The organism is Actinoplanes sp. NPDC048988, assembly GCF_043197815.1.
Classification (GTDB): domain Bacteria; phylum Actinomycetota; class Actinomycetes; order Mycobacteriales; family Micromonosporaceae; genus Actinoplanes.
Window position 1 is genome coordinate 512,437 of sequence record NZ_JBICTW010000003.1, and the last position, 18,089, is coordinate 530,525.

The following is an 18,089-nucleotide window of genomic DNA, read 5'->3' on the forward strand; positions in this document are numbered from 1 at the left end:
CGCAGGCTTCAGAGGTGCCGATGGCCTTCCTGACCGCGCCGCTCCGCCGATGGGCGGGGTGGCATTTCATCCTGGCCCTCGGCGTCCCGGTGATCGCCCTCTACTACTGGTTCCTGCACCTGGGCCCGGACTGGGGCGGTGCACAGGTCGCCCTGTACACCAGCGCCAACGGAGTCCTGGCGCTGAGCTGCCTGATCACCGCCTGGCGCCGCCGCGACCTGCGCGCCATCCTGCTGCTGTTCGCCGCGTCGGCCCTCACCTCCATCTTCGGTGACGTGGTCTTCTACTTCCTCGCGCTGGTCGGCGGCGAGGTGGCGTACCCCAGCATCGCCGACCTGGGCTACCTGGCGGCCTACCCGCTGCTGGCCAGCGGCCTCCTGCTCCTCGTACGCCGCCGCACCCCGGGCCGCGACTTCACGAGCGCCCTCGACGCCGCGATCGTGGCGGTCAGCGCCGGCTACCTCGTCCTCGAGTTCACGATCCTGCCGACCATGGAGATCAGCGCGGCCAACATCGCCACCCTGGTCTCCGTCGCCTACCCGGTGGGCGACCTCATGCTCATCGTGGTCGGCGCCCGCCTGATGATCGGCGGCGCCCGCACCGCCCCGCTCCTGATGATCGGCGCCTACCTGGCCCTGGTCCTGTTCTCGGACACCCTCTACATGGTGCAGATCCTGGACGGCACCTACCGAGCCGGCAACATCCTGGACCTCTTCTGGATGAGCGCCGCCTTCATCCTGGCCGCCGGTGTGGCCCACCCCGCCGCGCCCCGGCTGCTGATCCGCAACGCGGCGGTGACGGCCGACGCCACCCCGCGCCGCCTGATCGTCCTGGCCGTGGCCGCCATCATGGCGCCGACGGTCATGATGGTGCAGTACCTGCGCGGCGCCACCTCGCACATCATCGTCGCCGGCCTCGTCTGCAACCTCCTGTTCCTGCTGGTCATGGGCCGCATGGCCGGCCTGGTCAGCGCCCAGCGGCACGCCGCCATCACGGACGCCCTGACCGGCTTGCGCAGCCGCCGCTTCTTCGAGCAGTCCCTCCGCTCCGAGTCGTCCCGCGCGGCCCGCCACGACGCCGACCTGAGCATGCTGCTGCTGGACATCGACCACTTCAAAACCGTCAACGACACCTACGGCCACGCCGGCGGCGACCGCGTCCTGGTCGAGGTGGCCGACCGCTTGCACGCCGCCGTCCGCCCCGGCGACCTGGTGGCCCGCTACGGCGGCGAGGAGTTCGCCGTCCTGCTCCCCGGCGCGGGCCCCGCCGAGGCCGCCGACATCGCCGACCGCCTGCGCCGGGCCATCGCCGCCACCCCGATAGCGGTGGCCGGCGACCGCTTCCACCAGGTGACAGTCTCGGTGGGCGTGGCCGCCACCCAGGCCCCCGAGGAAATGGTCCTGTCCGCCGACCGCGCCCTCTACGCCTCCAAGAACGCCGGCCGCGACCGCGTGACCATCGCCGGCCCCACCCCGGTCGCAGCCTGACAGAGAAGATGTCGACGAGCACTCCTGTCCACCAAAATCTTCGACCCCTCGTCACGGCGATGTGCCCCAGCCTGCTGGCCGCCAACGGCGTCGGCGCCGAGGTCGCCGGCCAGCTCCTGGTCAGCGCCGGGGAGAATCACGACCGGCCCCCTCCGAGGCCGCGTGCGCCATGCTCCGCGGCGCCGCCCCGATACCCGCGGCGACCGGCAAGCCAACGCCGCGCTCTACCGGGTTCGTGGACCTCGTGGCGGATTTCCCAGCGGATGCGTAGTCGCCGGAACCAGTGCGGCAGCGCGAAGCCCTGTTCCACGACCCAGCGCAGCTTGCCCAGCCCTGCCCCGTGTTCGGTGCCGCGCCGTGCGATGACCGGGGTGATGCCCAGTTCCCGGACCAGGGTGCGGTACTTGTCGTGGCGGTACCTGCGGTCGGCGTAAACCCTCGGCATTCGGCTGCGGGGCCGGCCGCGTGTCGGCGTACGGGTTCCGGTGCGCAGCCGCATACGCCAAATGTGCCGAGGCCTAAGCGAGTGGCGCTGGGAGACGTTGCCGGACGGGGAACCTCGTCGAGCATGATCACCGACGGGCCACTCCGCCCGCACGGCAACGCTCACCTGCTGGCGGACACCCCGCCCCAACAGTCGGCTCGAACGCGGATCCCACGGCCGGCCGCGGCCGACGGCCGCCGCGACGGCGCCGGTGGACTGCTGCTGTGCGGCGCCTACGAGATGAACGCCGATCTGGTCCATCCACTGCTCCGCGACCTGCCCCAGTGATCCACATCCGCGCCGCCGCACAGGACGACCCGCCGTTGCAGGCGACCGCGGGACTCCTCACCGCCGAACTCCGCCAGCCCGGGCCAGGCACGCAAGCACTCGTGCCCGCGCTGCTGGACACCCTGCTGGTGTACGCGCTCCGCAACGTCCTGGACCGGAACGCCGAGCAGACCACCGGCTGGTCGGCGGCGCTGCACGACCCGGGAATCGCCGCCGCCCTGCGGGCCGTGCACACTGAACCGGCACGGCCCTGGACTGTCGCCACCCTGGCCGACCGGGCGCGGATGTCTCGGGCAACCTTCGCCCACCGGTTCGCCGGACCCATCGGCCAGCCGCCAGTCGGCTACTTCACCTGGTGGCGGTTGACTACCGCAGCTCGCCTACTGCGAACCAGTGACGCCCCACTCGACGCGATCGCCGCCGGCGTCGGCTACACCTCGACATTCGCCTTCAGCAACGCTTTCAAACGCCGATTCGACATGGCGCCCGGCCAATACCGGCGTGCCGGTGCCGATCCGAGACCCGGACGAGATCACCACCCGCACCCGGATTGAAGCGACATCCGCTCATCGGCAGATCCGGGCGTTAGCCGGCTACAGCTGGTGAGCCGGTGTCGACCGTGGCGCGGCGGCGCCGTGGCGGTTCGCCCGACGTGGCGTAGCCCGTCACGTTCTCATCTCGCCCTGCCATGTCTGGAGCGTGATGATCCGTCCACCAAGAGCCAGGTGGAGACCGATCACCTCCTCGACATCGTTGCGGGTCGGCTCCACAACAACGAGCGGCCTGCCAATCACCGCGGCGAACGGCGCCTCGCCGGAAGCATCCCGCAGCGACCAACGGGTTTGCTCCCTCGCGAACCCTCCTGACCAGGATCCCGTCGAGGCGGGACGCGACTCGCTCAGGAACGACCCTTCCATGACACAAATCGTGTTCTGCCGGGGATGCCCGAAAGTGCCATAACGGAAAGTTCTCAGCCAAGTGGATGTTCATCGGTCAGCCAACCGGAATGCCGATCTTGTCGCGTTCGAGTGCGGCACGAAGCATGCGCAGCGCTTGTGTCGCAGCGTCCAGGTGTTCGGGTTCGAGAACCGCGTGGATAAGTTCGGTGATGGTCGTGAAGGTAGTGCTCGCTTCACTGACGAGGGCGCGGCCGGAGTCGGTGAGTTCCAGCAGCGAGGATCGCCGGTCCGCCGGGTTGGGGATCCGCTTGACCCATCCGCGTCCTTCGAGGCGGTCGATGCCCTTACTGATCGCCCCGACGCCGGCGGCGAAGAACTCGGCGAGGTCAGCGACCCGCGCGCCGGGGTGATCGCGCAGGTAGTGCAGCGACTCGAACTGCGATGCGGCGATTCCGTGTCGGGTGCGCATCAGGTCGTTCAAGCTGTTGTACAGCCGTGTCTCGCATCTGACCAGGTCGCTGAAAAAAGTCACACTTGCCGCCGACGGCTCGCAGTTAGATGCCGCGGCATGTAAATATCTTCCACGGCATACAGTTTAGCCGCTTGCAGGTTAGGGAGTACAGCGATGAGCAAGGCACAACGTGCGACGGTCGACGCGATGCTGCGGCAGAGCCCGCAGAGCTTCACGCCGGTGCCGGTGCAGCAGATGCGCGAGAACTTCGCCAAGCTGATGGCGCTGTTCCCGGTTCCGCCTGCGCGAACCTCGGAGACGACGCTCGGTGGTCGGCCCGCAGTCCTGGTCGAACCGGTGGGCGAGATCCGTCCGGACGCCACGATTCTGTACTTCCATGGCGGCTCGTTCTCCCTCGGCTCCCCCCAGACCGCGATGGGGCTGACCGCCGGCCTGGTCAATCGGACCGGGTTCCGGGCGCTGTCGCTGGACTACCGGCTCGCACCGGAACACCCGTTCCCCGCCGGGATCGAGGACTGTCTCGCCGCCTACCGCGCACTACTCGACGACGGCGTCAACCCGGAATCAATCGCGTTTGCCGGAGACTCGGCCGGCGGCGGCCTGACCGTGACGACCACGCTCGCCGCCAAGAAGGCCGGGCTGCCGGTGCCGGGCGCGATCGTCGCGTTCTCGCCCGGGCTGGATCACACCCGCACGGGCGCCAGCATGGATACCAAAGCCGGCATCGACCCACTCTTCACCCGCGAGGGCATGGCGTACACCGGCGAGCTCTATCTGGGCGGGCAGGACCCGAACCAGGAACTGCTCGCCCCTGCTGTCCTGGCCGACCTGACCGGCTTCCCGCCACTACTGCTGCAGGTCGGCACCAACGAACTGCTGCTCGACGACTCGGTACGGCTGGCCGAACGCGCCCGCGACGCCGAGGTCGACGTCATCCTCGACATCACCGCCGGCGTGCCGCACGTGTACCAGGCCTTCCTCGGCCAGCTCGACGAAGCCGAGCATGCGCTCGACCGCGCCGCACTGTTCCTAACCCAGCACCTGAAGGCCGCAACGGAGCGGCATCAATGACCGGAGCCGACCTCAGCAGCGTTCACCGGCTATCGAAAGCGAACTCCCCGCGTTCGCCACACTTCCGCGACCGCGACCGCGCAGCTCTTGATCGGTGCGGCTGGCGCGGCGATCTGGCAGACCCGCACCGGGGGCGCCGGCGACATCGCCATCGACATCGTCGATGCCCTGCATTTCCTGCACCCGACCCACTACGTCGTGCAGTCGGGGCACTCGATGAACGTCGGCGCCGAACACGTCGCCGTCAACCACACCTTCCCATGCGCCGACGGTGAATACATCATGCTCGAGGCCGGACCGCCGTACGCGAAACTGCTGGACGGCTACCTCAACTTCGTCGACTGCGGCAACAAACCAGCACGCGGGCCTCGATTTTGGCTATCCGGGCCTCCGTCTGATCTCCCCACCACTCGGTCATGGCCTCGGCGGCGGTGCTCCCCGGGGTCCGGTCCGCCTCGGGTGCCAGTTCATGACCGCGCAGGACGATCTGCGCCCGGCTCCGTCCGGCGACGAGGTCCAGCGCCGCGGTCAGGCGTCTTTGCCGATGTAGCACCACGGGCACACCACATCGAAGTTATTCGAGACGGTGCACGCGTTGACCGACGCCGGCCGCGCCTACAATTCCGCCGCCCGTGGGCTGGGGCTCAACTGGCGCACCGTTCGCAAGTGTGCAACCGCCTCCAGCTGGCAGGAGTGCGTGCGTCGCCCGCGTCCGCGGGTCCCGTCCCCGCTCGACCGCTACCTGGGGTACCTGCAGCAACGCTGGGATGAGGGCGAACACAGCGTGAAGGTGCTGCCCGAAGAGCTGAAGGCCAAGGGCTATCTCGGCCACTGTCCACGCGTGAAGATGGCGGTCGCACCGCCGCGCCGGGGCCTGCCGGTCGATCAGCCCCGCAACCGTCCGCCGTCACCGCGCGAAGTCGCCCGGTGGATCACCAGCAGCCCACCACGGCGGACCCTCGACACCGCCGGACGACTACAGCGGCTGCTCGCGCACTGCGCTGAACTCGACCGCGCTCACACCCCGGTCCGAGCCTTCGCGGCCATGTTCGATACCAGCGACCCCGGACCGCTACCGGGCTGGCTCAACGAACTCGAGGCGAGTCGCCTGCCCGGACTGCCCAGCTTCGCCAAGGTGATCCGCGAAGACTTGCCGGCCGTCGTTCAATCTGTCACCTCTCCCTACAGCTCCGGCGTCAATGAAGGCCGCATCACCGACGTGAAACTCCAGACGAGACTCATGGCCGGCCGGGCAAGGGTCCCACTCCTACGCCGACACCGCGCACGTGCATGAGACGATCAAGGTCATGTCCGGGGGGGTGACCCCAGGTCGTTAAGCGAGCGCCTCAATCATGCCGAGCGCCTGCGCAGGCAGTGGCAGAGCGTTGATCTCATCCTGGATCTGCTGTGCGGCGAGCCGGTATGAGTCCTCGTGCAGCAAGGTAGCTGCAGCGCGGGCTGCGTCCTGGGGCGTGAACGTCACCGGGTCAAGCTCCAGCGCCGTGCCGAGTTCGACGCAGCGCCTCGTGTTGTGCGGCTGGTCGGCGCCCATCGGGAGTAGCACGGAGGGAATGCCGTGGGCGAGCGAGCCGATGAGGGTGCCGGACCCGCCATGTGCGATCACGAGGTCTGCTTCGGCCAGGATTTCCTGCTGCGGGATGAACTGCTCGATGCGCACGTGCTCCGGCTGCGGTCCGAACGATGCGGGATCGAGCCGCCGCCCCACTGTCGTCACCACGCGGACCGGTAGGTCGCGAAGACCGGCGAGCACGCGTTCGAAGACCTCGCGGTGTGTATCGAGCGTCCCGAGCGTGAAGTAGATCAAGGGCTTGCCGGCTGTGTGCGTTCGCCGCGGGACGCGGTTGCCTGGCGCGCACCAGAAGGTACTTTGCGGCAGCGGGTGGCGCGGATCGCGCAGGCTCGGCGGTGCGGGCATGATGACCAGTTGGCCGTTGAGCCGGGTCAGCTCGGGGTCGGGTACCAGCCCGTACTCGGCACGCAACGCAGAGACCGGGTCGAGGATGACCTCCTTGCGGGCCAAGCCCCCCGCCAGCAGCACAATGACATTCACACACGGGATACCGAGTGTCTCCGCGGCGATCGCCGAGCCGAAGTCGATCTCGTCGCGCACGATGACGTCCGGCTTGTACCCAAGCGCGATCTCCCGGATCGCCTTGGCATGGCGGCGCGCACCCCGGCCGGCGAACGAGTCGCGAAGGACCTGCTCCTCGCGGGCCAGGTCGACTGGCTCCAGACGTTGCTCGGGCTCGTCGGCGGGCCGCGGCTTCGGTTCGCTGGTGCGCAACGCCGTGAAGCCCGCCGCCGTGATCTCCTCGTACCGGCCCCCGGAGCCCGCCACGGCCACAGTGTGACCAGCGGCCCGCGCCGCACGAGCAAATGGGATAAGTGGCCGGAAATGCCCACTGCCGCCGATGAAAGTGAAGAGAATGCGCACTCCGGCGAGCCTACCGCCCGCCCGCGGCGTTCCCCGAGACCGGCAAAGCCTGAACCAGACTCAAGCACCTCCAACCCTCAACAACCACCACTATTGATCCCCAGGTCGTAACGATCTCCCGCTACGAAAATCTTGCCAGAGCCAGTCTTAGCCGTACGCCGACACCCGATCGGCGAGTGCTGGCACTCAACAGTTCACGGCCCCGGCATACCGACCTGACCTCCTCGTCACGGCGATCAGCCCCAGCCTGACGGCCGCCAACGGCGTCGGCGCCGAGATCGCCGGGCAGCTATAGGTCAGCGCCGGGGAGAACCACGACCGGCTCACCTCCTCAGCCGCGCGCGCCGAGCTCTGCGGCGGCGACCGGCACGCCGACGCCGCCCTCTACCGGTCGTGCTCGGGCGCCTGCGCTGTGAGCCCCGCACCTGCGACTTCATGTAACGACGCACCAGCTCGGCACGGCTGACAATCTTGCTTGGGATCCATCGGAGCATCCCCGGACGCTCAGCCGTTGGCCGTGACGATGACGCGGCCCGGGAAGCGAGGCCGGATCGCCTCGTCGGTCATGGCGGCGGCCACCGCCGCTCGGCTCACCCGCGCCGGGAAGAAGCGGCGCGGCATGTCCTCCAGTGGGAAAGTGTGGTGCTCCGCCGTCCCGCCGGCCAGCGGGCCGACGTGGAAGAGCGTGCCCCCGGCGGCCAGGACGGCCGCGTCCGCCGCGACCTTGTCCGGGATCTCGGCCCGCATGACCAGGGCCAGCAGCCCTCGTGTGAGAGCACCAGCCGCCGCAGCCGACGGGCCGGTGCCGAGAGCGCCGAGCCAGACGATCCGCCCCACGCCGGAGGCCACCACGGCCTTGGCCCCGGCGGTCAGCACCCCGGGCAGGTCACCCTTCGGCATCCCGAGGCCGGAGACGAGCACGTCGGCTCCCTCGACGGCACGGGCAATCGACGCCGGGTCGTGCACGTCGGCCGCCACGGCGGTCAGGCCGGGCCGGGCCGGCACGCGGGCGGGGTCACGCGCCAGCGCCGTGACCTCCAGTCCTCGTGCGAGCCCTGTCTCCACCAGCAGCGACCCGACCGCCCCGGTCGCGCCGAGCACCGCGATCCGCATGCTCACCTCACCCCACCGGCCACGGCGCGGCCCGCCACACCGTCGATGCCGGGGGCGCTCAGCGCGGCGAGCGCCGCCGCGTGCAGGGACGGGGCGGCGGCCAGGTAGCCACTGCTGGTGATCTCCCAGGGACGGCCGTCCAGGTCGGTGATCACACCGCCGGCCTCACGGACGAGCAGGAGCGGGCCGATGTGCGAGCGGACGTTGTCGAACTGCCACACCGCGTCCATCCGGCCGGCGGCGAGCTGGGCCAGTTCATGGGTGACCGGGACGGACATCCGCACGTACAGCGCCTCGCTCATCATCGCCGCTATCCCGGCGCCCACCCGGGCGGCGGCCGCGGCGTCGCGTCCCGGTTTGGCCTGGCCGGTCCCGACCAGCGCGGCCGCCAGGTCCTGTTTGGCCGACACGCGCAGCGGTGCGCCGTTGAGCCGCGCGCCCTCGCCGGCCACCGCGGTGAACAGGTCGCCGGTGAGCGGGACGTACAGCACCGCCAACCGCGGCCGGCCGTCGCGGACCAGGCTGACGCCGATGTTCCAGTCGGTCATGCCGTGGACCGCGTTGACGTTGCCACCGACCGGGTCGGCCACCCACCAGTCACCGTCGGGCATCGGGCCGGTGGCGTGCTCGTCCTCCTCCCACCGGGACCCGGGCAGCGCCGCCGTCAGCACCGGGCGGAGCAGGCCGGCCACGGCGCCGTCGTTGGCTCGGACGGCCGCCACGAGCTCCTGGAGATCGGCGGGCCGGGCCGAGGCGGAGTAGCGGGTGAGCAGGCGGGCTCCGGCCTGGCGGACGGCGTCGGTGACTACGGCAAGGAGTTCGTTTGTCATGTGTCGAGCTTCGGGCCGTGGCTCAGTTAAGTCCAGTGCACTCTTGTTAGTCTACGATTTACCGCCATGCAACTAGATCTGAACCTGCTGACCGCCCTCGACGCGCTGCTCGAGGAGGGCAGCGTCACCGGCGCCGCCGGCCGGTTGCGGCTCTCCCCGCCCGCCCTCAGCCGCACGCTGGGGCGTCTCCGGCGGCACACCGGCGACGACATCCTGGTGCGCACCGGGCGGACGATGACCCCCACGCCGTACGCCCTCGCCGTCCGGGATCAGGTGCGCGACCTGGTCCAGCAGGCCCATCAGGTGCTGGCCCCGAGCCGCGAGCTCGACCTGGCCACCCTCGAGCGCACCTTCACCCTGCGCTGCCACGACACCCTCGCCACGGCCCTCGCCGCGCCCCTGCTCCAAGTCGTGGACGAGCAGGCACCCGGCGTGCGGTTGCGCTTCCTGGCCGAGACCGCGATCGACACCGACGACCTGCGGCACGGGCGCGTCGATCTAGAGGTCGGGGCCGGCCTTCCCGTGTCGCCGGAGCTGCGTTCCGAGACCTACGGGCACGACCAGCTGGTGGTGGCGATGGGGCGCTCACATCCGTACACCCCAGCAATTGATCTTCAGCGGTTCGCCGCGAAACCGCATGTGCTCGTCTCGCGCCGGGGCCGCCTGGCCGACCCGGTCGACGAGATCCTCGCCACGCATGGCCTGCGCCGGCGCGTGCTGGCCTCGGTCGGCACGGTGGCGGCGGCGGCCCAGGTGATCAGCCGCAGTGACTGCCTGTTGACCCTTCCGCTCGGCCTGAGCCGCCCGCTGATCGAGGCGTTCGGCCTGGTCACCGTGCCGCTGCCGGTGGCCGTGCCGGATGTGCCGATCGTCGGCGTGTGGCATCAGCGCTACGACACCGATCCCGGGCACCTGTGGCTGCGCACACAGGTCGGGGCCGCCCTGGCGTCGGCAATGCGACAACTGCCGGAAACCTGATTCGGGCAAGGTGCACGCATGGACCTTCGTAACGGGGTGGAAATTCGGTCGCTCGGCACCACGCCCGGCGAATTCCGGCGGGATCTGCTGAGCAATCTGTACTACCGGCGCGGCACGACCGTGGAATCGGCGAGCGCGCAGGACACGTACGAGACCTTGGCCCTGACCGTGCGGGACCGCCTGGCCGAACGCCGCGCCCGGACCGCGGCGGCGCAATACGAGAGCAATCCCCGGTGGGTCTATTACCTGAGCGCCGAATATCTGCTCGGGCCGCAACTGGAACAGAATCTGCTGTATTCGGGTACGGGCGAGGCCGCGCGCCAGGCCTTGGAGGCGTGCGGTTTCGCGCCGGACGAGATCGCCGCGCTCGATGTCGAGCCGGGCCTCGGCAACGGTGGCCTGGGGCGGCTCGCGGCCTGCCTGCTCGACTCGCTGGCCACGATGGACATTCCCGCGGTGGGTTACGGCATCCGCTACGACCTGGGCATCTTCCGCCAGGAATTCCAGGACGGGCGGCAGGTCGAGCGGCCCGACGACTGGGCGTTCCAGGGCGACCCGTGGGAGTTCCCCGCGCCGGACGACGTCCAGACGGTGGGCTTTTACGGTCATGTCGAGGAGAGGGACGGCCGCCGCGCCTGGATTCCGGGTGAGGTCGTCCTCGGCGAGCCGAGCCATTTGCTGGTGCCGGGATACGGGACGACGACGGTCAATATCGTACGGCTGTGGCGCGCTCGCGCCCACCGGGCCTCGTTCGACCTGACGCGCTTCTCGGCCGGGCAGTACGCGGAAGCCGTGCAGGACGCGGTGCGCGCCGAGAACATCAGCAAGGTCCTCTACCCGGACGACAGTACGGCGTCGGGGCGCGAGCTGCGTCTCAAGCAACAGTATTTCCTGGTCTCCTGCTCGCTGCGGGACATCGTCCGCCGCTTCCACATCCGCAACGCGGACTGGGACACGTTTCCCGACAAGACGGCGATTCAGCTCAACGACACCCACCCGGTGCTGGCCATCCCGGAGCTGATGCGGCTGCTGGTCGACGAGGAGGGCCTCGATTGGCAGTACGCCTGGTCGCTGGTCCGCCGAACGTTCAACTACACGTGTCACACGCTGCTGCCGGAAGCGCTCGAGACATGGCCGGTGGACATGCTGGGCCACCTCCTGCCCCGCCATCTGGAAATCATCTATCTGATCAATGCCGGTCTTCTCGACGAGGTTCGGTCACGCTTTCCCGACGACCTCGATCGGGTACGGCGGATGTCGCTCATTCAGGAGGAGCCGGCTCGCCTCGTCCGCATGGCCAATCTCGCCGTCACCGGCACCGCCATGACCAACGGGGTGGCCGAGTTGCACACGCAGCTGCTGTCCTCGACCGTTCTGCGGGATTTCCACGACCTGTGGCCGTCCCGCTTCGCCAATGTGACGAATGGCGTTTCTCCTCGGCGATTCGTCCGCTTGGCCAACCCGGGACTGTCCGCGCTGATTTCGTCCGGGCTCGGCGGCGACCGATGGCTCACCGACCTGTCTCTTCTGGAGGGCCTGGCGGCCCTGACGGACGACGCCTCGTTCCGCGAGCAGTGGCGTGACGTGAAACGGGCGGCCAAGGCGGCCCTCGGGCTGGGCGACCCGGACGCGCTGATGGACGTCATGATCAAGCGCTTCCACGAGTACAAGCGCCAGCAACTCAAGCTGCTTCACGTGATCACGCTGTATCACCGGATCAAGGCGGGCGGCTACGACGGCGTACCGCGAACGGTCCTGTTCGGCGGCAAGGCGGCGCCCGCCTATCAGGCGGCCAAGAACATCATCCACCTGATCAACGCGGTGGCCACCGTCGTCAACGCGGACCCGGCCACGGCGGGCCTGCTGCGCGTGGTCTTCCCGGCCAACTACAACATCACGCTGGCCGAGCACATCATTCCGGCCGCCGACCTGAGCGAGCAGATCTCCATGGCCGGAAAAGAGGCTTCCGGTACGGGCAACATGAAGCTCACCCTGAACGGCGCCCTCACCATCGGCACCCTCGACGGCGCCAACATCGAGATCCGCGACCGGGTCGGCGCCGACAACTTCTTCCTGTTCGGCCTGGACGCGCCGGCCGCGCTCGCCCTGCGCTCCGACGCCTACCAGCCCCGCGACCACTACCACAGTGACGACGAGCTGCGGGCCGCCCTCGACGCCGTCCAGGCCGGCGCCTTCGGCGGGGTGGGCCACGAGGTGGCGGCGTCCCTGCTCGACCGCGACGAATACCTGACCCTGGCCGACTACCGGTCGTACGTCGACTGCCAGACCGAGGTCGACGCCGCCTGGCGCGACCAGGAGCGCTGGACCACGATGTCGATCCTCAACACGGCCCGGGCCGGCTTCTTCTCCGCCGACCGCACGGTCGCCGACTATCTGGACCGCATCTGGCACGCGGCTCCCGTCCGCCCCTGAAAAATGTCATACCCCCCGGGAAGAATCAGGGCCATGTTCACAGTGGAGTTCGAGCGCATCGGCTATGCCCCTTTCATCCTCCGCGCGGTGTCCGGCGCGACCCGCCCGCTGCTGGTCGAGGAGGTCTACGCGGCCTGGGCCGCCTCGGTGACCTCCTCGGCCAGCCACCTCGTGCGGTGGCCGTCGCCGGGCCGCGCGTGGGCCACCTTCGAGTCCGACGTGCTGGCCCTGGTCCGCTCGGGCGAGCTGGTGACGTGCGCCGACGACGAGCCGGAAACCCACCCCCACCACCACCTGACCCGCGGCCACGAGGGCCACGCCCCGTTCCGCCACGGCCCGGCCCCGGCCGTCCGCCGCTACCTGGCCACCCCCGCCGGCTCGGCGGCCTGGCGTTCCTCGGTCACCGACCCGTTCCTGCGCAAGACCGTGCTCCGGCTCAAGCCGCGCGCGCCGCGGCCAGCGCCTGTCGGAGCTGGTCGCCGGTGAGCCGCCGGGCGTTCCAGGCGAGCGCGGCCAGCGCCGCGTGCTCGGGGTGCGGCCGGGCCTGTTCGGCGACCGGCCCCACCCCGGCCAGCGCGACCAGTTCTCCGGGGTCGTATCCGAGCAGGTGCGCGAAGGCCGTCACGTAGAGCGGGGTCACCACGACCCTCCCCGCCCCGAGCATCCAGATGGTCGAGTCGGAGACGTACGGCCCGCCGCCCACCTCGAGCAGCACGCGCGCGTTGTGCGGCTTGATGTTCCGGTTCCCCGCCAGCCGCACGAGCATCGACCCCGCCGACTCGGGAAAGCCGGGCTCCTCCGCCGGCTCGGCCCGCGGTCGCGGTGGCATCGCCCGGACCAGCTCGTCGATCTCCGCGATCCGCTCCCGGTCGAGCCGAGCCGCCGCGCGCAGGAGATGCCCCACATCCCACGGCTTGGTGGGCAGAGCCGACGCCTCTTCCGGCGGGACCGGCAGCCCCGCGACGGTGTAGAGGTCCGCCGGCGCGATGCGCACCGCCGGCGCCAGCCGTTCCAGCAGCTCCGGACTCGGCCCGGCCCCGTCGACGACGGCCCGCAGCTCGGCCTCGGCCACGCCCGCCTCCCCGGCGAGAGCGGCCACCATCTCCTCCATCACCGTCGTGGCGTCCGGCCGGCGTACGGCCAGCAGCCGCCACAGCCGTGGCCCGAAAGGTGACCGCGGCGTCGTCATGTGGACAGGTCGTGGCGGCGGTGGGTGAGGCGCTCGGCCAGTGAGGCCGGGACGGCACGGCGGAGCGCGAACACCAGCGGGGCGTTGCTGCCGACCGCGTAGCGCTGGCGGGGCCGGGGAGCCGCGATCGCCTTCAGGATGGTCTGGGCCACGCGCTCGGGTGAGGTGCCGGCCCGCTCGTTGCGGTCGAGGGCGGCGAGCATCGTCTCGAAGCGCCGGCGGTGCGGGGAATCCGGTTCGCCGTACACGGTGCGGCGTTCGCTGATGCCGGTGGCGATGGAACCCGGTTCGACGGTGGTCAGCCAGACGCCGTACGGGGAGAACTCATGTCTCGCCCCGTTGCTGAAGCCCTTGATCGCGGCTTTCGAGGCGACGTAGGACGAACGGTAGGCCAGCGGGAAGGAGGCCAGCATCGAGCCGACCATCACCACCCGCCCGTATCCGCGCGAGCGCATGCCCGGCAGGGCGAGTTGCGCCAGGCGTACCGGACCGAAGACGTTGATCTGAAAGACCCGCCGCAGGGCCTCGTCCGGCAGCTCCTCGAACGGGCCCGACTGGCTCTCGCCCGCGTTGTTCACCAGCACGTCGACGCCGCCGAGCGTCCCGGCCAAGGCCTCGATCGAGTCCGGCTCGTCGAGCTCCAGCGGCAGGTACTCGACGCCGGTGACCGGATCCGCCACCGACGACGGCTTGCGCGACGTGCCGTACACCCGGTAGCCGGCCGCCACCAGCGCCACCGCCGTCGCCCGTCCGATACCCGACGAGGCCCCCGTGACCAGAGCAGTGCGATCCATCGACGCACAATATCGAACGTCCCGCGAGGGAATGGGACATCTTCTGAACGGCGTATCGGGCACTATGTGACGATGATCGATACTGACACGCTCCTGGCGGCCTACGACGCGCAGATGCGGATGCCGCCGGGCGCCGTGCCGGCCGGCATGACGTACGAGCAGGACGGGCCGGTCCTCCGGGTCGTCGGCGGCCACATGGGACGCGTACGGACACCGCGCGACCTCGGCGTGGACGGGGCTGAGCTGGACCGGCTGATCGTCCGCCAGCGTGAGTACTTCCAGGCGCGGGGCGAGGGCGTCGAATGGAAACTGCGGGCCCACGACCTTCCGACGAGTCTCCCCGAACGCCTGTCAGCGGCCGGGTTCGTGCCCGAGGACCCGTTCGCCGTGCTGATCGGCATCGCCGGCGACGTGGCCGCCGAACCGGTCCTGCCCGACGGCGTCGCGCTGCGCCGAGTCAGCGCGGCGGACGACCTCCGCCGCATCGCCGACCAGCAGACCGCGGTGTGGGGGTTCGACTGTTCCTGGGTCGCCGAGCATCTGAACGCCCAAGTGTCGGCCGACCCCGAACAGATCACCATCCTCATCGCCGAGGCCGACGGCCGGCTCGTCTGCACCGCCTGGACGATCTACCATCCCGGCACCGAATTCGTGGCGCTGCTGGGCGGCACGACACTACCCGAGTGGCGGGGACACGGCCTGTACGGCGCCATGATCGCCGCCCGGGCCCGCGAGGCCGCCGCCCGCGGCTTCCGGCTGCTGCACGTCGACGCGTCCCCGGACAGCGCACCCATCCTGCGCCGGCGCGGATTTCACCAGATCACCACGTCGACGCTCTACAAGTGGACTAAGGACGAGGCAGCTCGCGGGTAAGAACCTTGCCGGTGGCGTTGCGGGGAAGGGCGCCGAGAAAAACCACATCCCTGGGTACGCAGAAACGAGCGCGATGCGCCCGCACATGGTCACGCACCGCGTCCTCGTCCAGGGCGGCGCCGTCCCGGGCGACCACGTAGGCGGCGAGGCGCTGCCCGTACTTCTCGTCGGGCACACCGATCACCGCGACCTCCCGTACCTGCGGAAGGTCGGCCAGCAGGTTCTCCACCTCGGACGGGAAGACGTTCTCGCCGCCCGACACGATCATGTCGTCGGCGCGGCCGTCGACGAAGACCCGGCCCGCCTCGTCCAGGTGCCCCAGATCGCCGGTGGCCAACAGCCCGTCGCGGACATCACCGGAGGAGGCGTTGGTGTAGCCCTCGAACAGCATCTCGTTCCCCACGAAGAGCCGCCCCGGCGTTCCGGCCGGCACCGGTTTCCCGTCGTCGTCGAGCACCCGAACCACCGTGCCGTGCGGCGGCCGCCCCGCCGTCGACGGCGCCGCCCGCATGTCGGCCGGGGTGGCGATCGACGCCCAGGACGCCTCGGTCGACCCGTACAGGTTGTAGAGGACGTCGCCGTACCGATCCATGAAACGCGTGGCCAGCCCACCGGGCAGCGCCGACCCGCTGACGGCCACCACACGGAGCGGTACTTCCCGCGCCGGCTGCTCCATGAACTGCTGAACCATCACGGGTACGCCGACAAGGGCGGCGCAGTTCTCCCGGACGACCGTGTCCAGCGCGTCCGCCGGCTCGAACCGCCGGCGCAGAACGATCGTCGCCCGGAGCGCGATGGCGATCTGAAGAGCGGCGAATCCCCAGGTGTGGAAGAGAGGGGCGGCGATCAGCATCCGCATTCCGGCCCGCAACGGGATCCGGTCGATGATCGAGCACAGCGGCGAGAACCCACCCGGCGTGGGCCGCCGAGCCCCTTTGGGCGTACCCGTGGTCCCCGACGTCAGCACGATGGTCCGCCCGGCCCGCACCGGCGGTCGCAGCCGAGGCCGCCGACCACTCGCCCGCCCGGCCAGCCTTTCGACGTCCGCCTCGCCCAGGAAAACGCACGCCGGTGGCGCGGCGGCCAGGAGCGGAGCGAACTCGTCGTCGTGGATCAGGCCGTTCAGCTGCTGGTCGTCGATGACGGCGGCCAACTGCGGGCCCGACAGTCCCGTGTTCATCAGCACCGGATCGGCGCCCAGCTGGGTGATCGCCATCAGGGTCTCGATCATCGAGGCTGAGTTGCGGCGCAGCAGGCCGACCCGGTCGCCCGGGCCGAACGGCAGCGCCGCCGCCAACCGGGACGAGCGGGCCAGCAGTTCCCCGTACGTCGTCGGGCCCCGGTCGTCGATCACCGCGACCCGCCCGGGGCTGCGCGCCGCCGCCTGCCTCAGTTCGCCCGCCAGGCCGAAGCCCCAGCGGCCCAGGGCCGCGAACTGCCGCACGATCCGTCCGGGGTGGCCGGGGTTCAGCAGGCCCCGCCGGGCCATCGTGCGGACGACGAACATCAGCGGATCTGCATGCCGGTGATCGCGCGGGAGATGACCAGGCGCTGGATCTCCGACGTGCCCTCGAAGATGGTGTAGATCTTCGCGTCCCGGTACATGCGTTCCACCGGGTGGTCGCGCAGGTAGCCCGCCCCGCCCAGGATCTGCACCGCCTTCTCCGTCACCGCGACCGCGACCTCGCCCGCCTTCAGCTTCGACATCGAGCCCTCGCCCGCCTCGAACGGCTTGTCGTTGCGGCCCATCCACGCCGCCCGCCACACGAGCAGCCGGGCCGCGTCGATCTCGGTCTTCATGTCGGCCAGGGCGAACGCGACCGCCTGGTTCTCCACGATCGGCCGCCCGAACTGGACCCGGTCCTTCGCGTAGTCGAGCGCGTACTCGTACGCCGCCCGCGCTATCCCGATCGCCTGCGCGCCGACCGCCGGGCGGGACAGTTCGAACGTGCGCATCGCCGCCTGCCGGGACGCTTTCTGGCCCGCTCGCGCCCGGGCGAGCCGTTCGTCCAGCGCTTCTTTGCCGCCGAGCAGGCACGACCCGGGCACCCGCACGTCGTCGAGGAACACGTCGGCCGTGTGTGACGCCCGCAGCCCCAGCTTCTTCAGTTTGCGCGACGCGGCCAGCCCGGGCGTGCCGGGCGGCACGATGAACGCCGCCTGTCCCCGCGAGCCGAGCGCCGGGTCGACCGAGGCCGTCACGACGTGCACGTCGGCGATGCCGCCATTGGTGGCGTACGCCTTCTGGCCGTTGAGAATCCACTCGTCGGTGGCCTCGGAATAAACGGCCCGGGTCCGCATGGCGCCCACGTCGGAACCGGCCGCGGGCTCGGTCGTGCAAAAGGCGCCGACGGCGGGCGCGGAGGCGTCGCCGAAACACTGCGGCACCCATTCGACGAGCTGTTCCGGCGTGCCCGACCCATAGATGGCCGCCACCGCCAGCGACGTGCCGGAAATGGCCATCCCGATGCCGCCGTCGCCCCAGAACAGTTCCTCGTTGGCGATCGGCAGGGACAGCCCGGCCATGTCGGCCCACGTGTTCACCAGGAACTCGAAGCCGTACAGCCCGATCTTCGCAGCCTCCTGGAGGACGGGCCAGGGGAATTCCTCGCGCTCGTCCCATTCGGCGGCGGCGGGCCGGATGACGCCGGCGGCGAAACCGTGCACCCATTCACGCAGGTCGTTTTGCTCTTCGTTGAGATCGAGCCAGAACTCCACGAGGG

At 70.2% G+C, this 18,089-nt stretch carries 18 protein-coding genes and 1 pseudogene; 9 read left to right on the top strand and 10 right to left on the bottom strand.

Annotated features, from left to right (window positions below; translation table 11 throughout):
• Nucleotides 1-20 precede the first annotated feature (20 nt).
• Complete coding sequence (locus ACGFJ7_RS13250) at nucleotides 21-1,487, top strand: GGDEF domain-containing protein (protein WP_360249974.1); 1,467 nt, start codon at nucleotides 21-23, stop codon at nucleotides 1,485-1,487.
• A gap of 136 nt (nucleotides 1,488-1,623) precedes the next feature.
• Here the strand turns inward: ACGFJ7_RS13250 and ACGFJ7_RS13255 are convergent, their stop codons facing one another.
• The gene (locus ACGFJ7_RS13255; protein WP_392642295.1) at nucleotides 1,624-1,986 is read right to left on the bottom strand and encodes a hypothetical protein; all 363 of its coding nucleotides are present in this window, start codon (nucleotides 1,984-1,986) and stop codon (nucleotides 1,624-1,626) included.
• Nucleotides 1,987-2,055: 69 nt separating this feature from the next.
• Here ACGFJ7_RS13255 and ACGFJ7_RS13260 point away from each other — a divergent pair.
• Both ACGFJ7_RS13260 and ACGFJ7_RS13265 read left to right on the top strand, forming a co-directional pair.
• Nucleotides 2,056-2,354, top strand: a pseudogene (locus tag ACGFJ7_RS13260) (cupin domain-containing protein); the annotation flags it as partial.
• Nucleotides 2,355-2,486: 132 nt separating this feature from the next.
• The gene (locus ACGFJ7_RS13265; protein ID WP_392642424.1) at nucleotides 2,487-2,813 is read left to right on the top strand and encodes a helix-turn-helix transcriptional regulator; all 327 of its coding nucleotides are present in this window, start codon (nucleotides 2,487-2,489) and stop codon (nucleotides 2,811-2,813) included.
• A 111-nt stretch (nucleotides 2,814-2,924) separates the two neighbouring features.
• On the opposite strand, the gene ACGFJ7_RS13270 is transcribed toward ACGFJ7_RS13265, so the two are convergent.
• Nucleotides 2,925-3,176 carry a hypothetical protein gene (locus tag ACGFJ7_RS13270; RefSeq protein WP_392642296.1) on the bottom strand — a complete coding sequence of 84 codons (252 nt, stop codon included), beginning with the start codon at nucleotides 3,174-3,176 and terminating at the stop codon, nucleotides 2,925-2,927.
• A 76-nt stretch (nucleotides 3,177-3,252) separates the two neighbouring features.
• Entirely contained in the window at nucleotides 3,253-3,690 is a 438-nt protein-coding gene (locus tag ACGFJ7_RS13275; RefSeq protein WP_392642297.1) for a MarR family winged helix-turn-helix transcriptional regulator, read from the bottom strand.
• Between the two features lie 93 nt (nucleotides 3,691-3,783).
• Here ACGFJ7_RS13275 and ACGFJ7_RS13280 point away from each other — a divergent pair, with 93 nt between their 5' ends.
• The gene (locus ACGFJ7_RS13280; protein WP_360248385.1) at nucleotides 3,784-4,701 is read left to right on the top strand and encodes an alpha/beta hydrolase; all 918 of its coding nucleotides are present in this window, start codon (nucleotides 3,784-3,786) and stop codon (nucleotides 4,699-4,701) included.
• 595 nt (nucleotides 4,702-5,296) lie between these two features.
• A complete protein-coding gene (locus ACGFJ7_RS13285) occupies nucleotides 5,297-5,995 on the top strand; it encodes a hypothetical protein (protein ID WP_392642298.1) in 699 nt (232 codons plus the stop codon).
• 39 nt (nucleotides 5,996-6,034) lie between these two features.
• Here the strand turns inward: ACGFJ7_RS13285 and ACGFJ7_RS13290 are convergent, their stop codons facing one another.
• From ACGFJ7_RS13290 to ACGFJ7_RS13300, 3 genes are all read right to left on the bottom strand, one after another.
• Nucleotides 6,035-7,156, bottom strand: a complete 1,122-nt coding sequence (locus tag ACGFJ7_RS13290; RefSeq protein ID WP_392642299.1) for a glycosyltransferase — start codon at nucleotides 7,154-7,156, stop codon at nucleotides 6,035-6,037.
• Between the two features lie 504 nt (nucleotides 7,157-7,660).
• Nucleotides 7,661-8,269: an NAD(P)H-binding protein gene (locus ACGFJ7_RS13295; protein ID WP_360249968.1), complete on the bottom strand. Its 609-nt coding sequence runs from the start codon at nucleotides 8,267-8,269 to the stop codon at nucleotides 7,661-7,663.
• 2 nt (nucleotides 8,270-8,271) lie between these two features.
• Nucleotides 8,272-9,099, bottom strand: a complete 828-nt coding sequence (locus ACGFJ7_RS13300; RefSeq protein ID WP_392642300.1) for an inositol monophosphatase family protein — start codon at nucleotides 9,097-9,099, stop codon at nucleotides 8,272-8,274.
• A gap of 66 nt (nucleotides 9,100-9,165) precedes the next feature.
• Here ACGFJ7_RS13300 and ACGFJ7_RS13305 point away from each other — a divergent pair, with 66 nt between their 5' ends.
• From ACGFJ7_RS13305 to ACGFJ7_RS13315, 3 genes are read left to right on the top strand one after another with little or no spacing between them, the layout of a single operon-like run.
• Nucleotides 9,166-10,077, top strand: a complete 912-nt coding sequence (locus ACGFJ7_RS13305) for a LysR family transcriptional regulator (protein WP_392642301.1) — start codon at nucleotides 9,166-9,168, stop codon at nucleotides 10,075-10,077.
• Between the two features lie 18 nt (nucleotides 10,078-10,095).
• Nucleotides 10,096-12,510 (top strand): glycogen/starch/alpha-glucan phosphorylase, encoded by a 2,415-nt coding sequence (locus ACGFJ7_RS13310; protein WP_392642302.1) that lies wholly within the window; start codon nucleotides 10,096-10,098, stop codon nucleotides 12,508-12,510.
• Nucleotides 12,511-12,543: 33 nt separating this feature from the next.
• The gene (locus tag ACGFJ7_RS13315; RefSeq protein WP_360248373.1) at nucleotides 12,544-12,996 is read left to right on the top strand and encodes a hypothetical protein; all 453 of its coding nucleotides are present in this window, start codon (nucleotides 12,544-12,546) and stop codon (nucleotides 12,994-12,996) included.
• Here ACGFJ7_RS13315 and ACGFJ7_RS13320 read toward each other — a convergent pair.
• A complete protein-coding gene (locus ACGFJ7_RS13320) occupies nucleotides 12,947-13,699 on the bottom strand; it encodes a hypothetical protein (RefSeq protein ID WP_360248371.1) in 753 nt (250 codons plus the stop codon). The genes ACGFJ7_RS13315 and ACGFJ7_RS13320 overlap by 50 nt on opposite strands.
• Nucleotides 13,696-14,493: an SDR family oxidoreductase gene (locus ACGFJ7_RS13325; protein ID WP_392642303.1), complete on the bottom strand. Its 798-nt coding sequence runs from the start codon at nucleotides 14,491-14,493 to the stop codon at nucleotides 13,696-13,698. Before ACGFJ7_RS13325 ends, ACGFJ7_RS13320 begins: the two co-directional genes overlap by 4 nt.
• A gap of 72 nt (nucleotides 14,494-14,565) precedes the next feature.
• On the opposite strand from ACGFJ7_RS13325, the gene ACGFJ7_RS13330 reads away from it, so the two are divergent.
• Nucleotides 14,566-15,366 (top strand): GNAT family N-acetyltransferase, encoded by an 801-nt coding sequence (locus tag ACGFJ7_RS13330; protein WP_360248367.1) that lies wholly within the window; start codon nucleotides 14,566-14,568, stop codon nucleotides 15,364-15,366.
• Here ACGFJ7_RS13330 and ACGFJ7_RS13335 read toward each other — a convergent pair.
• Nucleotides 15,341-16,873, bottom strand: coding sequence for an AMP-binding protein (locus tag ACGFJ7_RS13335; RefSeq protein WP_392642304.1), 1,533 nt, complete (start codon nucleotides 16,871-16,873; stop codon nucleotides 15,341-15,343). The genes ACGFJ7_RS13330 and ACGFJ7_RS13335 overlap by 26 nt on opposite strands.
• Nucleotides 16,873-18,084, bottom strand: a complete 1,212-nt coding sequence (locus tag ACGFJ7_RS13340) for an acyl-CoA dehydrogenase family protein (RefSeq protein WP_360248363.1) — start codon at nucleotides 18,082-18,084, stop codon at nucleotides 16,873-16,875. The genes ACGFJ7_RS13335 and ACGFJ7_RS13340 overlap by 1 nt, the downstream gene beginning before the upstream one ends.
• Between the last annotated feature and the right edge of the window lie 5 nt (nucleotides 18,085-18,089).

What these genes read in the sequence shown, in the direction of transcription:
- ACGFJ7_RS13250 (WP_360249974.1), top strand. Translation starts at nt 21, where the DNA reads ATGGCCTTCCTGACCGCGCCGCTCCGCCGATGGGCGGGGTGGCATTTC.
- ACGFJ7_RS13255 (WP_392642295.1), bottom strand. Translation starts at nt 1,986, where the DNA reads ATGCGGCTGCGCACCGGAACCCGTACGCCGACACGCGGCCGGCCCCGC.
- ACGFJ7_RS13270 (WP_392642296.1), bottom strand. Translation starts at nt 3,176, where the DNA reads ATGGAAGGGTCGTTCCTGAGCGAGTCGCGTCCCGCCTCGACGGGATCC.
- ACGFJ7_RS13280 (WP_360248385.1), top strand. Translation starts at nt 3,784, where the DNA reads ATGAGCAAGGCACAACGTGCGACGGTCGACGCGATGCTGCGGCAGAGC.
- ACGFJ7_RS13295 (WP_360249968.1), bottom strand. Translation starts at nt 8,269, where the DNA reads ATGCGGATCGCGGTGCTCGGCGCGACCGGGGCGGTCGGGTCGCTGCTG.
- ACGFJ7_RS13300 (WP_392642300.1), bottom strand. Translation starts at nt 9,099, where the DNA reads ATGACAAACGAACTCCTTGCCGTAGTCACCGACGCCGTCCGCCAGGCC.
- ACGFJ7_RS13305 (WP_392642301.1), top strand. Translation starts at nt 9,166, where the DNA reads ATGCAACTAGATCTGAACCTGCTGACCGCCCTCGACGCGCTGCTCGAG.
- ACGFJ7_RS13310 (WP_392642302.1), top strand. Translation starts at nt 10,096, where the DNA reads ATGGACCTTCGTAACGGGGTGGAAATTCGGTCGCTCGGCACCACGCCC.
- ACGFJ7_RS13315 (WP_360248373.1), top strand. Translation starts at nt 12,544, where the DNA reads ATGTTCACAGTGGAGTTCGAGCGCATCGGCTATGCCCCTTTCATCCTC.
- ACGFJ7_RS13320 (WP_360248371.1), bottom strand. Translation starts at nt 13,699, where the DNA reads ATGACGACGCCGCGGTCACCTTTCGGGCCACGGCTGTGGCGGCTGCTG.
- ACGFJ7_RS13325 (WP_392642303.1), bottom strand. Translation starts at nt 14,493, where the DNA reads ATGGATCGCACTGCTCTGGTCACGGGGGCCTCGTCGGGTATCGGACGG.
- ACGFJ7_RS13330 (WP_360248367.1), top strand. Translation starts at nt 14,566, where the DNA reads ATGATCGATACTGACACGCTCCTGGCGGCCTACGACGCGCAGATGCGG.
- ACGFJ7_RS13335 (WP_392642304.1), bottom strand. Translation starts at nt 16,873, where the DNA reads ATGTTCGTCGTCCGCACGATGGCCCGGCGGGGCCTGCTGAACCCCGGC.